The organism is Nitrospira calida (genome assembly GCF_976986435.1).
Window position 1 is genome coordinate 3001386 of record NZ_OZ335950.1, and the last position, 14502, is coordinate 3015887.

General features: G+C 60.8%; 12 protein-coding genes. All 12 read right to left on the bottom strand.

Annotation, left to right across the window (positions count from 1 at the left end; all coding sequences use genetic code 11):
• Positions 1–52: 52 nt before the first annotated feature.
• Positions 53–1051 carry a S1C family serine protease gene (locus tag ACWHTU_RS14665; protein ID WP_447860126.1) on the bottom strand — a complete coding sequence of 333 codons (999 nt, stop codon included), beginning with the start codon at positions 1049–1051 and terminating at the stop codon, positions 53–55.
• A 207-nt stretch (positions 1052–1258) separates the two neighbouring features.
• A complete protein-coding gene (locus tag ACWHTU_RS14670) occupies positions 1259–2377 on the bottom strand; it encodes a DegT/DnrJ/EryC1/StrS family aminotransferase (protein ID WP_447860127.1) in 1119 nt (372 codons plus the stop codon).
• Entirely contained in the window at positions 2374–3588 is a 1215-nt protein-coding gene (locus ACWHTU_RS14675) for a glycosyltransferase family 4 protein (RefSeq protein ID WP_447860128.1), read from the bottom strand. The genes ACWHTU_RS14670 and ACWHTU_RS14675 overlap by 4 nt, the downstream gene beginning before the upstream one ends.
• 5 nt (positions 3589–3593) lie before the next feature.
• Positions 3594–4922, bottom strand: a complete 1329-nt coding sequence (locus ACWHTU_RS14680) for a protoporphyrinogen/coproporphyrinogen oxidase (RefSeq protein ID WP_447860129.1) — start codon at positions 4920–4922, stop codon at positions 3594–3596.
• Complete coding sequence (locus ACWHTU_RS14685) at positions 4919–5977, bottom strand: MraY family glycosyltransferase (protein ID WP_447860130.1); 1059 nt, start codon at positions 5975–5977, stop codon at positions 4919–4921. Before ACWHTU_RS14685 ends, ACWHTU_RS14680 begins: the two co-directional genes overlap by 4 nt.
• A gap of 30 nt (positions 5978–6007) precedes the next feature.
• Positions 6008–7177 carry a glycosyltransferase gene (locus tag ACWHTU_RS14690; protein ID WP_447860131.1) on the bottom strand — a complete coding sequence of 390 codons (1170 nt, stop codon included), beginning with the start codon at positions 7175–7177 and terminating at the stop codon, positions 6008–6010.
• On the bottom strand, positions 7156–9132 hold the full coding sequence (gene asnB / locus ACWHTU_RS14695; protein WP_447860132.1) for an asparagine synthase (glutamine-hydrolyzing): 1977 nt from the start codon (positions 9130–9132) through the stop codon (positions 7156–7158). The genes ACWHTU_RS14690 and asnB overlap by 22 nt, the downstream gene beginning before the upstream one ends.
• Before the next feature lie 38 nt (positions 9133–9170).
• Positions 9171–10043, bottom strand: a complete 873-nt coding sequence (locus ACWHTU_RS14700) for a glycosyltransferase (protein WP_447860133.1) — start codon at positions 10041–10043, stop codon at positions 9171–9173.
• Positions 10044–10242: 199 nt separating this feature from the next.
• On the bottom strand, positions 10243–11121 hold the full coding sequence (locus ACWHTU_RS14705; protein ID WP_447860134.1) for an NAD-dependent epimerase/dehydratase family protein: 879 nt from the start codon (positions 11119–11121) through the stop codon (positions 10243–10245).
• Complete coding sequence (locus ACWHTU_RS14710) at positions 11118–12347, bottom strand: hypothetical protein (protein WP_447860135.1); 1230 nt, start codon at positions 12345–12347, stop codon at positions 11118–11120. The genes ACWHTU_RS14705 and ACWHTU_RS14710 overlap by 4 nt, the downstream gene beginning before the upstream one ends.
• Positions 12344–13642: a glycosyltransferase family 4 protein gene (locus tag ACWHTU_RS14715; RefSeq protein WP_447860136.1), complete on the bottom strand. Its 1299-nt coding sequence runs from the start codon at positions 13640–13642 to the stop codon at positions 12344–12346. The genes ACWHTU_RS14710 and ACWHTU_RS14715 overlap by 4 nt, the downstream gene beginning before the upstream one ends.
• Positions 13639–14484, bottom strand: a complete 846-nt coding sequence (locus ACWHTU_RS14720) for a class I SAM-dependent methyltransferase (protein ID WP_447860137.1) — start codon at positions 14482–14484, stop codon at positions 13639–13641. Before ACWHTU_RS14720 ends, ACWHTU_RS14715 begins: the two co-directional genes overlap by 4 nt.
• Positions 14485–14502 lie beyond the last annotated feature (18 nt).

The window sequence follows — 14502 nt, forward strand, 5'->3', positions numbered from 1 at the left end:
GTCGGACGAACCGTCTTGATCGGGATTGGTCGAACCGTGAACGGCGCCGCCCTTATCGTCCGCCCAGCTTGCCCCGCATGTCCTTGATCATGTCCTCCAGATCGGCCTCGGCCTGGCTCCGTTCGTTGATGAGTCGGTCCAGATTGTACGGCCGAGAGGGGGTCGTGGTCTGCGGCGCCGACCGAGTGGATGGCGGAGAAGGGGCAGCCTTGGAGGCGGCGGGCGGGTGCGTGGGCAGAACCGGTTGCCCGCTGGGCAGCGAGAGGGAGCGCTCACCGGCTTTGTCCGATGTGTCGGATGAAGCCAGTGGCTGTTGCAGCCCAACTCCCTGCTCGCGCAGCCACCGCTTCGCCACGCTGGACTTGAGCGAAAAACTGATGCTGGTGATCGGCAGCCCATCCGGCGCCACGCGCGCGATCGCCGTGTTGACGCCAATCATGCGGCCGGAGGCGTCCAATAACGGGCCGCCGGAGTTGCCGCGGTTTAATCCTGTTTCCGTCTGAAACACGGACTTGCCCGGGGTGCCTTGAAAGTTCTCGAATTCCGCGCTGATGGTGCCGGTGGTCAAGGTCCAGAGCCCGCCCTGTTCGGGATGTCCGATCGCCACGACCCGATCGCCGATCTTGGTCCCCTCGGAGTCGCCCAGTTCGAGAACCGGAAGCGGTCTGGTGGTCCCTTCGAGCTGGAGCACCGCCAGGTCCAGCGGTTGCGACACGGCCACCACACGCGCCTTGACGCCTCGCGACAAATCCACCCTCGGATCGCCGGTCACCCGGTCCGGTTTCAGGTACACCGTCAACCGGGGATAGGGCTTGCCGGTTCCTTCCTCGAGCACCACATGGGCGTTCGTCAGCACAAGCCCATCCTGCCGGATAATGGAGCCGGTGCCGCCACTGCCCCGCCGGCCCTCGCTGGAATGGCCCATGACCATCACGACGGCCGGCGAACGCTGTTCGTAAATTTCGCGCGGCGTCAGTTCGGCCGGAAAAGCGCTGCCTGCCCAGAACGGCAGACCTGCCGCAACCGCGATGGACAGCACAGCCGGCTTCATCGACGCCCCTCCCGTTCGTCCTCCCGAAAGAGGTCAGCCTCCGGGCTTCTCCCGATAGGATACAACGGCCTGTCCGACGAAACCAGCCGCCCCTGACCCTGCAGCTTGGACACCAGCCCGCAGCGCCCTGCGAACAGTCAATAGCCTGCCCCTCCCTTCCTCCCCCCTCGAAAGAAAAGTCAAGGCGCAGGCACACCATGGCGCGGCTTAGTGCCGGCGATAAAACTCCCCGATCGTCTGCACAACGTAGGAGAGTTGGTCCTCGGTCAATTCCGCATAGATGGGCAGCGAGAGGACTTCCTCGGAAGCCCGTTCGGCAACCGGGAACGCGCCTTTTCGATAGCCGAGGTCCCGGTAACAGTTCTGCAGGTGCATCGGCAGGGGATAATACACTTCCGTCCCGATCCCCTTGTCCTTGAGGTAGGCGCGCAGTTCGTCGCGCTTCTGCGCGCGAATGGTGAACTGGTTAAACACGTGGAAATTGCCGGTCTCCGTCTTGGGCAGCACCACGCGGTCGTCAAGCCCCGCCTCCTTGAACCACTGTTCATAGCGGGCGGCGTTGGTTCTCCGCCCTTCGGTCCACCGATCCAGATATCTGAGCTTGACCGACAGGACGGCCGCCTGCAGCGCATCCAGCCGGCTGTTGATCCCGACCGCCTCATGCACGTACCGGACCTTGCTGCCGTGCACCCGCAGCATGGCGATGGAATCCGCGAGTGCCTGGTCGTTGGTGGTGACCATGCCCCCGTCGCCGAAACCGCCGAGATTTTTCGAGGGGAAAAAGCTGAAGCAGCCGATGTCTCCAAGCGCACCGGCCCGGATGTGATGCCGCGCGGCCCCGATAGCCTGGCAGGCATCTTCGATGACCCGCAGTCCCCGCCGCTTGGCGATCTCGTTGATGGCTTCCATCTCGGCACATTGCCCGAAGAGATGCACGGGAATGATCGCCTTGGTCCGCGGCGTGATCGCTCGTTCAATCAAATCGGGATCCATGGTGAAGGTCTCGGCCTTGATGTCCACGAAGACCGGCTTGGCGCCAAGCCGGGAAATGGCTCCGGCCGTGGCGAAAAAGGTAAACGGGACGGTGATCACCTCATCGCCGGCTTTGACACCCATCGCCATCAACGAGAGCAGGAGCGCGTCGCTGCCGGACGCCACGCCGACTGCATAGGCGCTGCCGACATAGGTAGCCACCGCCTGCTCCAGTGCGGCGACCCGGGGACCTAACACGAACCCCTGCTCCTCGCACGTGGCTTCAATGGCCGCCAGGATTTCCGACCGAATCGACCGATATTGCGCCTTCAGATCCAATAAGGGAACGTTCACGGGTTCCTCCTTGCGACATCCGCATCCTGCGCCTCTCCCCTGCGCACCTGGAAGTCCGGCGACCACAGGCCGAGCTGCAATCGTTCGTATAGAGCTTCATACTGCCTGAGCATTTCACGAATCTCAAATTCTTTTGGCAGCGAATCTCGGGAAGCCCGGAGCCTGGCCCGTTGCCCGGCATCTTCCAGCACGTGACAGACCCGTTCCGCCAATCCCTCCACATCTCCAGGGGGACACAGCCACCCGTGTTCCCCCTCGACAATGGCCTCTGCCGCCCCTCCCACCCGCGTCGCCACCACGGGCAGGCCGCTGGCCCGTGCTTCCAAGAGCACGCGGGGCAACCCTTCCCAATGGGATGTCAGCACGAACACATCCAGCGCCTGCAGCAGAGCCGGAATGTCCCGCCTCCAGCCGAGCAGCCGCAGGCGCTCCTGCAAACCGGCTTGGCGGACGGCTGCTTCAACCGGTTCTCGCAACTCGCCGTCTCCGGCCAGCACGAAGCGGACCGAGGGGAACCGACAGCACACCCGCGCTGCGACCGCGACAAAATCCAAAGGCGCCTTCTGCGGCTTGAGGCAGGCGACGGTGCCCACCACCAGCTCTCCGCCGTGGACGCCTAGCTCGGCGCGCAGACGGGTCCGTTGTGCATCGGACAGCGCGGTGGAGAACGGTCGCGGGTCGATGCCGGGACGGACCAGCGAGACGCGCTCGCGAGGAAACAAGCCCCATCGCAGTCCCTGGTCGATGTCCGCTCGGGAGACCGCCACCCAGTGGGTCGTCACCAGGCCGGTCAATCGCTCCACCCCAACCAACACAGCTCGCAGCCAGGCAGGCTGCCGCGGCGTGATGCCGTACCCGTGAACAGTGTGCACGATAACCGGCACCCGCGCGAACCACGCCGCCCAGCGACCGAGAATGCCGGCCTTGGAACTGTGGGTATGGACGATGGTCGGGCGAAGCCTCCGGAACAGCCGGATAAGCTGGATCAAGGCGAGCAGGTCATGCACCGGCCGGATCTCCCGGCGCAGCGGAGGCAGCACCTGCACCTCGACGCCGGGCAAAGCTTTGGCCTCCTCGGTGAGCAAGCCGTCTGGCCCCGTCACTAGCGCCGGCCTGAATCGCGCCCGATCGAGATGCGAGACGGTGAACAACGCGACTTCTTGGGCTCCGCCCAGTTCCAGCTTCGTGATGACATGGCAGACCGTGTCCACGGCTCTCAGCCTCGGCCAGCGGCGCCGTTCGCTTCGGCAGCTAGCTTCTCCGCCAGGCGCTTGCCTTGAGCGATCGCGTCTTCCATAGAGGTATGTTCCCATCGGCCGTACCGGCCGATGGAATGAATGCCGCGATGCTCCAGTTCCCGGAGCATCGCCGGCAGGACCTTCGCCCGATGCCGGTCGAACAGGACATAGGCATAGTGAATGTCCTTCACGTCCGCGACGAGAATCTCGTCGTCTTGCCGCACAATGCCGGCTCGCTCCAGTCCTTGACGAACCAGGTCGAGCAGCCGCGCGGGCGGCGTCGTCTCGTGCGGACGATGCGAGATTTCGACATACAGCGAACTCGTGCCCGGCCGCCCCAAGGTCGGCGCAAAATTCATCGGAAAGCCGGCTCGATAGAACGGGTACTCGGGTTCAGGAAAATAGATCCAATGCTTGTCCGACACCCGTTCCCGCGCGATCCCCAGGTTCACGTTGTACACCGACACCCACCGCAATCCGGCCGCGGCATCCTTGATGTCCCGCGGCAGATCGACGCAGCGGCGCACCAGTTCCGGAATCGGGATCGTCGAGACCAAGGCCTCATAGTCCTCGACCCTGGTTCCCTGGCGCCCGTCGCGGAAGACGGCCCGCCGCCGCTCCGTCTCGACTTCGACCAGTTCCGTATCGTAGGCGATCCCGCGCACGGCGGGCAGGAAGGCCTGCGGCAACACGTTGATCCCGCCGGTCGACGGATACAGAAACGTCGGGTTGTAGCCGAACGTCTTGTCCTTGATGCCAAGGGCGCCGTTGATCACGTCTTTCAACTCCGGCTTCGGTACCAACCAGGAGACCCAGTCGGATGTCAGCTCCTCCAGCGGCACTCGCCACAACTTTTCGTTGAACGGAACCATGAAGTGCTTCGCCATGCCCTCGCCGAGATTTTCCAAGATCCACGCCTTGAAGGACCGTTGGTCGGGTGGCAGGGGGGGAGCCGGATTGGTCAAGGTGGCGATGAATCCGAGCAGGCATTCCCGGATCACTTCGGGCGGAAGGCCGTAGGTGTTCACCTGAAACGGGTACTCGGTATAGGTCCGGTGAGAGTAGATGAAAGCGCGCCGCTGATGTTGCTCCAGGCGACCGTCGAGCAACTGCTCCACCAGCGCCTTGATCTCCGGCTGGCGAAAGTGGAGCAGATGGCCCGTCATATCGAAGGTAAAACCGTCTTTCTGATACGAGCGGCAGAGCCCTCCCGCTTCTTTCTCTTTCTCGAACACCCGATAGGGGAGATCGTTCAGATGATAGGCGGTGCTGAGGCCGGCCAAGCCGGCACCGACGATGAGGATCATCCGGACGCCCTTCTCTTCGGTTGTCCGGCCGGCAACGCCCCTTGGAGGCCGACTCCCGTTCCGCTCCCCACGTTCACCCGGGTCAGCGCATAGGCAGCGAGGCCCAGGGATACCAGCGTCAGCACGCTGAAGAACAGCGCCAGGTCCTGCGGCACCGCCATGACCAGCAGACCGATGCCACCCAGGACCGTGGCCGCGCCATAGCTGATGCCCACGACCTGCGGCACTGACAGGCCCCAGTGCCGGAGCCGGATCGCCATATGATCGGGACTGCCTAGGAAAATGGGGAGACCGCGGAGGAATCGAATGTACATGACGAACAAGGTGTCGAAGATCGGCACGCCGAGAATCATCAACGGCGTCAGCAGCGAGACCGAATGACCGCCGGTGTATTGGCCGATCATGCACGAGGCGCCGAGCATGAGCCCGATGAACATCGCGCCGGCGTCGCCCATGTAAATCGTCGCCGGATGCCAGTTGTACCGCAGGAACCCCAACAGGCCGCCGATCAACGCCGCCAGCAGAAACGCGATCGTCTGATCGCCGTTGAGCAAGGCGATCGCACAGAGGAAGGTCGCGCTGATCACGCCCACGCCGGCAGAGAGCCCGTCCATGATGTCCAGGAGATTGAAGGCGTTGATGATCCCGACCATCCAGACCACAGTCAGCGCTACGTCCAGCCAGTCCGGCAGCGCGGCGATCTCGATGCGGATCCCGCTTTTGATCAGGACGAAGACGGCGAGCAACTGTCCGGCCAGTTTCGTGCCCGGCGACAGCACGCCGAAATCGTCCACCAACCCGAGCATCATCACCAACGTTCCGGCCAAGACGATGCCGAGCACGTCCTGGCGGAACTCGAAAGTGAAGGCAAGGCTGATCAGAAACGCCAGGTAGATGGCGAGGCCGCCCAAATAGGGCACCGGCTCGCGTTGATGTTTCAGGCGCCCGTCCGGACTGTCCACGATCCCGTACTTCAGCGCCGCTCGGCGCGCCAGCGGCACGCCGTACAACGACAAGCCGAAGGCCAGCATCAGGGTGAACCCCAGCAGGATCATCGCGTCGCCATCCCCGCGTTCATCGACCCCTCATCGCATCGCCGATCCTTCCATCCCAACACCCGCCTTGTCGGCCTGGGCATGAAGGCGCTCCACATAGACCCGGTATCGTTCTTCCGAATGTTCTTCGCTCACGCGCCGCCGCGCCGCTTCGCCCAGGCGGCGCCGCCGGTCGGAGTCCCGCAACAAGGCCACGACCGCTTCGGCCACCGATGCCGCCTCCGGCTTGACCCGCATGCCGGTCGTGTCATCCACTAGGCGCCAGGTCAACCCCACATCCGTTGCGACGCAGGCCAGACCCGACGCCATCGCCTCGAGGAGACTTTGCGAGGGGTAATTGTCCTGCCGTTGCAGCGAGACGAACACCGCCCCTTTGGCCAAGACCGGCGCGATGTCGGCTTGGAAGCCCCGGACCATCGCCCCGTACAAGCCCAAACGCTTGACGGCCGCTTCGACCTCGGACGCGAGCGGGCCGTCACCGCACAGGAAGAAGCACGCCTCGGGGACGCTCCGGCGGATCAACGCCGCCGCTTCGACGAACAGCAGGGGATTTTTCTCCTCGATCAACCGGCCGGCAAACACCACCCATGGCTCCTTCACCGCGGCGGGACGAAAGCGCTCGAGATCGACCACGCTCCCCGGCGAGACCGCAACCTTCTCCGCCGCGACCCCGCGCCGGATCAAATCCTCGCGCACCTGGACCGTCAGCGCGTCGACCCGCGTGCAACGCGACAGGGCCGCCCGATACAGCGGCAAGGCCGTGGGCCTGCCCACGTGGGCGGCCAGATCGGGATTGGTGATCGACACCACGAAACGGTGACCCGGTCGCACAACCATCAGCGGCAACGCTACATAGGCGCCGCCCAGCGCCAGATGGAAGAGACGCCGGCTTGCGAGTCCATACCGCCCGAGCAGACGGACGGCCATCAGCAGGTAGTCCACCTTCGAGAGCCAGAAACGCGCGCCGGGACTGATCCGCCGAAGCCGATCCGACAGCCATCCAAATGGTTCCGCCAGCGTCCGGACGCGCGGTTCCCGGCCGGTCACGACGCCACCTGCAATCAGCTTTTCCCACAGACTGCTGTTAACGATCAGTTCCGTCTCTCGGTCCTCCGCCGTCAGGCGGGCGAACAGTCGGCCCAACCGGCGCTCGGTCCCGCCGACGCCCGCGTTGTTGATCAGCACCAAGGTGCGGCGCATGCGGGGCCATCCGCAAATTCACGGCACCAGAGTTCGATGTTCAGCCACCGCCAGAGCACGAACCCGAGGTTCTTGCGCCCGGCCAGGTGCGCCTCGAACTCGCGCCGCATCGCATCAACATTGAAATAGCCGCGCGAACGAGTCCGCGAGTCGAACAAAATGTCCTGCGCCATCTCCCGCAAGGTGGTTCTGAACCATTCGTCTTCGGGTGTGGCAAACCCCAGCTTGTCCGCCCGCCACTGCACCGGGTCGGGCAGGATCCCCTCCATCGCTTTCCGCAACAGCACTTTGGTCCATCCTTCATGCAGCTTGAGCTCGGACGGCAGCGCGAAGACAGACTCCACCAACCGGTGATCCAGAAAAGGCAGGCGGGGCTCGATTCCGAACGCCATGGCGTTGCGGTCCTCGTAATGGAGCAACGCGCGGAGCCCATTCCGTTCGAGCAGCCGCCGCTGCATGGCCTGGAGATGGGACCCCTCTGGCTGATCTGCCGCGCTTTCCTCCTTCCAGCGCCGCCGAAACTCCGGGGCCAGCCAGGCTGCGCTGCCTGTCATCAGAGGCCGAACCGTCCGCACCACGATGCGTGGAAGCAGCGCACGGGCGACATTCGCCATCGCCTGCGGCGGCAAGGCCCCGTGCCGTTGCCGGTACGCTCGCCACTCTTCCCAAAGTCGCCTCCACCGGCCTTGAACCAGGAAGTCGGCGAACCACGCACCGAAGAACCCATGATAGCCGGCCAACACCTCGTCCGCCCCTTGCCCATCCAGCAGCACCCGGATGCCATGCTGAGCAGCCAGGCGCATGACGGTCCATTGCGCGAAAATACTGGTCGATCCAAACGGCTCCTCCTGCTGCCGCACCACCCGCGCCACCGTGTCGACGAACTCTTTCGGATCGGGAAAGGCATAGTGCGGCTCCGCGCCGGTTCGTTCCACAACGAATCGGATGAAGCGACGCTCGTCATAGGCGGGATCCTCGAAGCACGAGGAAAAGGTCTTCTGCCGCGCGCCGATGAGGTGGGACGGGACACCCGCAGCGTTCCGCAGCAACGTGTTCGCCACGCAGACGATCGACGACGAATCCAGCCCTCCGCTCAGGCAACTCCCGACCGGCACATCGCAACGTAATCGCAGGCGCACCGCGTCCTGGAAGAGCTGCCGGAACCGCTCGACATCCTCCGGCTGTGCGTTCCGCGGCGTGCTCTCTGACTCCGGCAGACGCCAGTATCGATGCGTCGTCAACTTCCCTTCACCGACCACCAGATAATGCGCTGGCGGCAGTTGTCGAACGTCCTCGAAAAACGTGCTGTCGGCATAGTCCAGAGACCCGCCGTCGAGGTAGGCATACACCGCCCGGTGATTCGGTCGGGGTTGCCCAAGAAACGGGAGGAGTCCCTTGATCTCGGAAGCGAAGGCGAACCGCGCTCCGTCCCAGACGTAATAGAAAGGTTTCTCGCCAAACCGGTCGCGGGCGCAAAACAGCCGCCCGTTTCGGCCGTCCCACAGGGCAAAGGCGAACATGCCGTTGAACCGTTCGAGACAGGCTGAACCCCATTGCCGATAGGCCGCAAGCAGGACCTCCGTGTCGGATTCCGACCGGAACCGATGGCCCAGGGCCTTCAGTTCAGCCCGCAGCTCAAGGTAGTTGTAAATCTCTCCGTTGTAGGTGATCCAACAATGTCCATCCTCGGTTGCCATCGGCTGATGCCCGCCCTCGGAGAGATCGACAATCGCCAACCGGCGATGCCCGAGGCCGATGGGATAGCGGCGCTCACCAGGGCTCGCGATCGCCGCGGCCCGCCCGGCGACATACGGCGGCTCGCGCCCCGAAGCGGACAGCAACACATACCCCTCGCCGTCCGGCCCCCGATGCGCCTGTCGCTCGATCATCCGCCCGAGCAGTCCAAGATCGACCGGTTCGCCCATGACGTGGAATATGCCTGCGATGGCGCACATGGCAAAGGGTGCTGAATCTCTGGACAAGTGAGCTACGCCTAACGGTTTCCCTCATACGCTGAAATCGTCCGGTGCGCGATACGAAGCGGATCATGCCATTCTTCGACGAAACGTCGCCCGGCAACGCCGATCGCGTCCCATGAAGCCATGTCCTTCAACAACCGGGCAAGATCGTCGGCTAGGGTCTCTTTCGTTGTTCGGACAATCGGAATCCGGTCACCGAACGGAACGAACCGTTTGGCATCGTCCTCTCGAAGGTAGCACAGCACCGGTTTCTTGAGCGCCATCGCCTCGACTGCGAATGCGCCATACCACCCGATCAGCAACTGATCCACGACCAGGTCAGACTGCCGAATCAATTCTCCGACCCGGGCATGAGGAACCTCCTCGACGACCATCAATTCCACTGGAACCCCGCGCACCGTCAGATCGGCACACGCTTGTTCCACGTAACGAGTTCCCTTGATGCTTCGGTTCGTAGGCATATGAAGGATTCGGATCGGACCCGACGATCGCCTTGTGTAGGGACCTCCGTCCGGCGTCCATTCGGCCGGATTCACGCTCGCATAAGGGAGAAAGTCTCCGCCGGGCAAGAAATGCAACAAGTCTGGGTTCAGGACAAAAATCTGGTCAGCGTAGCGAAACACCTTCTGTGCGCGCCGACGGCGGATGCGATCCAGCCGTTCAGTACACCAGGCAACATCGCATTCCGCGCATGCGGACGTACTGAAGCGCCGTCGGCTCTCGGTCTTCATGCGGGCATCACACCCCTGAAACGTGACCACGATTCGCTTGCCCAGCCGTTTCAACAGCGGCAACTCCAGATAATTGATGTTCCAGAAACGGTGATCCAGGATCGACATACCCCAGTTGAAATGGAAGACGTCATACCGTCTGATCGCTCGCGCCACAAAGTCCGTAACTCGGAAGAGTTGCGATGCAAGGCTTCCCTCCCTCAGCCGGAGGTTTATATCGGCGGGGAACCACTGACGGCTCGAACGGCGCACCATCACGTCGCTTTCGATCCCGTGTCTTCGTTCCGCGCGGGATAGCCCCCAAGCATGGCCCCCTGTATCAGTCGGGCAGTGCAGCACTCGCATTGGAGGCACGTTACCGTTTTCCTGTCATATCGAGGATCAGCCGGCCGAGACCTTCCTGTAGCGAGACTTTCGGCATCACACCGAGCTTGAGCTTCATCTTCTCGATATTGGCCACCATGGCCATCGGCCCTTTTTCAGGTTCAAACTGATACTCAGGCTTCTTTCCAGTCAATCGCCCGATCGACTCAGCCAGGTCGAAGACCGTCGTCACCTCAGGCCCCGCAACGTTGATCGTTTCCTGGCCTTCAATCTGGATGGCGCGCGCCGTAGCCTCTACCGCATCGGCGACATGAACGGGGTTCATCGAGACGCCGGTCTTTCCGGCAACGACCACCGGCGTGCCTTGCAGCACCCGCTCTACCAAAGACGGCATGAACATGTTGCGCTGGCCTTCACCATAGACGAAGAAATATCGGAGCGTAACGGTGGAGAAGTAGTCGGCATAGGCCTTCACTAAACATTCCGCCGAGTACTTGGATGCAAGATAGAAATTGATGATTTCTGGCGGATCGGTCTCGAGGATTGGCTTTGGCTGATATCCGCACACCCCACCGGAAGAGGCCAATACGAACGTTTTGATCCCCGCCCGTCGACCGTATTCCAACAATTGCAAGGTGGAGTCGGTATTCACCTGGAAGATGTCAAGCGCTTGATCGGGGAATTTTCGGAATTGACGGGATTGGGCGAGATGAACGATGACGTCCATCGTGCCCGGCAAACGAGCCTGGTTGAGCGGAACAGTCAAATCCTGTTGGATGACATGTACACGGGCATGCTGTGGGAGGATGTCGCTGTTTCTTGTCAAACAGAACACCTCGTGCTCGGTCATTAACCGCCTGACAAGCCAAGCCCCGACAAAACCAGTCGCTCCGGTCACCAGAATGTTCATAGAACGCGCATCTCCCCGCTACATGAGTGGCCGGTCTCCCGATTGGGTCCAGACCACAAGTTTCGATAAAGGCTGTCCATCCGAGCTCCCACTCGTTCAAGGGCATGGACTTCTTCGACGTAACGCCGGCCCCTGACCCCGATTTCGAAGCGCAGTTGCGCATCCGTCAGCAGGCAAGTCAAGGCCGCTTTCAGCGTGTCGGGTGCGGCATTGACGATCGGGCAGTCGACGCCTCGTGGCAAGTACTGTTCAGGCTTCCGCACATACGCGATGACCGGCTTGCCCAACGCCATCGCCTCGACCGCGAAATTCCCGTACCAACCGATAATGAACTGATCGGCTACAATATCCGCCTGGACATAGAGATCGCGGGCTTGGTCGTTACTCACACCGGTCACCATGACTAACTCAACCGCATATCCTTCAGCCTGCAGTTCTGCAATCGCCCGTTGCAAAAAGCGCGTGCCTTTAAACTGGGGATGATTAGGCGCATGGACCACTTTGATCGGACAGCTGGACAACGAGACACCGACGAACGGCCATTTCTTCAGATCGATGGCCCAATAGAACATGTCGTTCCGGCTGCCCGGTGTGTATTCAACCATATCTCCCATGGAAAGCGTGACGTCGGCGTAGCGGCTGACATGCTTCTGATTGCGCTCCGCTCGTTCCTCGTCGCAAATACAGAAGGTGAGGCGTTGAGGGCAATCCATACAGCAATTGTACGGTCCCAGAGACCGTGTGATTCGCTCCGTCCGCACGTCTGCCCCGTAAGCCGAAACCACTATTTTTTTCCCCAATAACTTGAGCAGTGGCAGTTCGAGCCGCCTCCCGAGCGTGCGGTTGAGAAAGCCTCCGTCAAAGTACAGTTGAAAAATGTCGTAACGCATCACTGCCCAGAGAAACACCGCCCACGGAATAAACAGCGCCAGCCATGGATATCGCCACCATCGTTCCAGGTTATAGGTGAAGTCTTGTGTAATGTAATAGGGACGGTAGACCAGGGTGTCGCTGCGATAGCCGTACAACCGGTCCGCGGCTGCGTTCGTGCTGATATTGATGATCGGTGTGGGACCCCAAATAACGCGCGGCTTCGCCCGCGGCCTAAACCACAAGCGCCGAACCGTGAGGAGTGGCAGGCAGACAGCCAACACTAGGAACAAGAACAGCGGCAAGATCGCAGTTTCTCCGCCCACCTTGAGGATACTCTTGATCCCTTTGCTCATTTTCCCAGCAATTCACGATAAATCTCGATCTGCCGATCAGCCACAAGCTCCCACCCGTGATGTTTCTCGATCCATTCGCGCGAGGCCTGTCCGATTTGCGCACGCGCTTGTGGACTTCCACCAAGTTCTACCATCCATCCGAAGATTTCCTTTTCTTCTTTTGCGCTGAGGACAGGCGGCATCTCGGCATAACACCACTCATGGACGGTTCGGTCGAAGTGGAGCACCACAGGCTTACCACATGACATGGCCTCGGGCGTGACGGTCCCGAAGGTGCCGATCGTAAACTGATCCAGCACTATGTCTGCAGCATTGTAGTATTCGATCAACTTCATTTTGTTCAGAGGAGGAGTCCAAACCACGGCCTTTTCAAGGCCGAGCTCCCTGATTAACGTGCGGGAACGGTCCAACTCCTGCCCCCATTCACACAGGATAAGAATTGGCCTCGAGGACGTTTCCTTGCGGAGCTGAGCGAACGCTCGGATCAGCCTGTCGTTGCCCTTCAATACCCAGTCGTGCCGTGAAGGAGCGAACAGAATTAGGTTGGTCTGATACTGATCGACCAACTGGTGTCGCAGCAAAGTGGGCTTGGGGCGATACTTGGTTTCATCGACAGGGTGAGGGATAAACTGAAAATTCTTCAATTCCAGGCGCCGCGCCGATCCGATGACATCGGGGTTGGTGATGATCACCTTTCCGGCCTTTCGGTAGGCCAAGGCCAGCAGGCGACCAGTCGTGCTGTTCTCGAAGGGAATGTCCCTCATGGTTCCGTGCTCATAGGCGATGAACGGGCGATCCGGCGCGAAAAGCATGGCATGAATCGGTTCGGTGGCGTAGGCTTGAATCAGGTCGTAGTGACGAAACCACTGCTGGAACCACTTTCTGAACGGATAGATCTTGAAGAAATCGCCCAACCTCGGGCTGTATCTGTCACCCCCGTTGATGCATGACAAGCGATATTTCACAAACACTTGGATCCAACGAACCGGATCACGGACTAGATGTTCCAGACGGAACTGCCCCCGAAACCACTGCTTCCGTCTCCCAGGTACTCGAGGAGCCAATTCTTCGCGGATGAACCAGGTAGGGCAATGAAATCCCTGGAGATCCACCTGGTCCCATTGCGGATTGAACTCGTCCAGCACGAGGTCGAACCTAGCATCCTCCCACTCAGGCTGGCCCATGATGTGGAAATAGTCGTACGACAGCACGTCGGCTTCGATACCTTTCCGGCGAAGGAACTTTGCGTTGTTGTAGGCATTGTTCGCGATGTTGCCGATGTGGAGGATTCTCACAAACGCACTCCCCTCATGTTGATGGATCCACCACACTCACCGTATAGTCGGATGTCTTTCCTCGAGGAAAAGCGCACCGGCCTGGTTAAACAGATTTGATCGAAGCCGTGTTCTCGGAACCAGGCTTCAACCTCCCGGCGTGAGTGAAGGTGGTTAAACATCGGGGCATAGGCATCGTAAAGACCTAGTTGCAGTGTTGATATCTCTAGAGGATCGCGCGAAGACGGCTCCAGCGCACAAATAATCCGGTTGGCAAGCAGGGAGTGCAGCAGACGATTCCGAATGATGAGCCATCGACAGGCACGATACCGCCTGTCCTCTGGTAGTCTTCGCAGAACCCGCCTAATGAGATCAGTCAAAAAAAACTTCAACGGATTGTGTTTTTCATACACCATTACGTAGAGAATGCCACCTCTCTTAACTAGCGGCGCAAGTCGATCAAAAGCGGCTTTCGAACTTGGAGTGTGATGCAGCACGCCCCAACTGACAACCATGTCAAAACTCTCCGGCTTAAAGGGAAGATTAAAGACATTTGCTTGCAAGACCGCCACATTCTCAAAGCCTGCAGTCGCCTGTTGTGTGACTTTCGTGCCGGCTTCGGTCAAATCAGCTGCCACGACCCTGGCTCCTAAGGAGGCCATTGCATAGGTCCATCGCCCTGATCCGCAACCGGCATCGAGGATGGTCTTTCCCTTAAACCATTCGGCAGGCAGTTTAATATCATTCAGCCATTGCTGGGCTAAGCCTGGGGTGAAATGCAAGTAACGGGAATCAGAATGTCTAGCATGTTCTAGATTGAAACTTCGCTGAACTTGCCGTTCACCACCCGACAGTTCCAGCACAAAACGCGCGATCCCGTC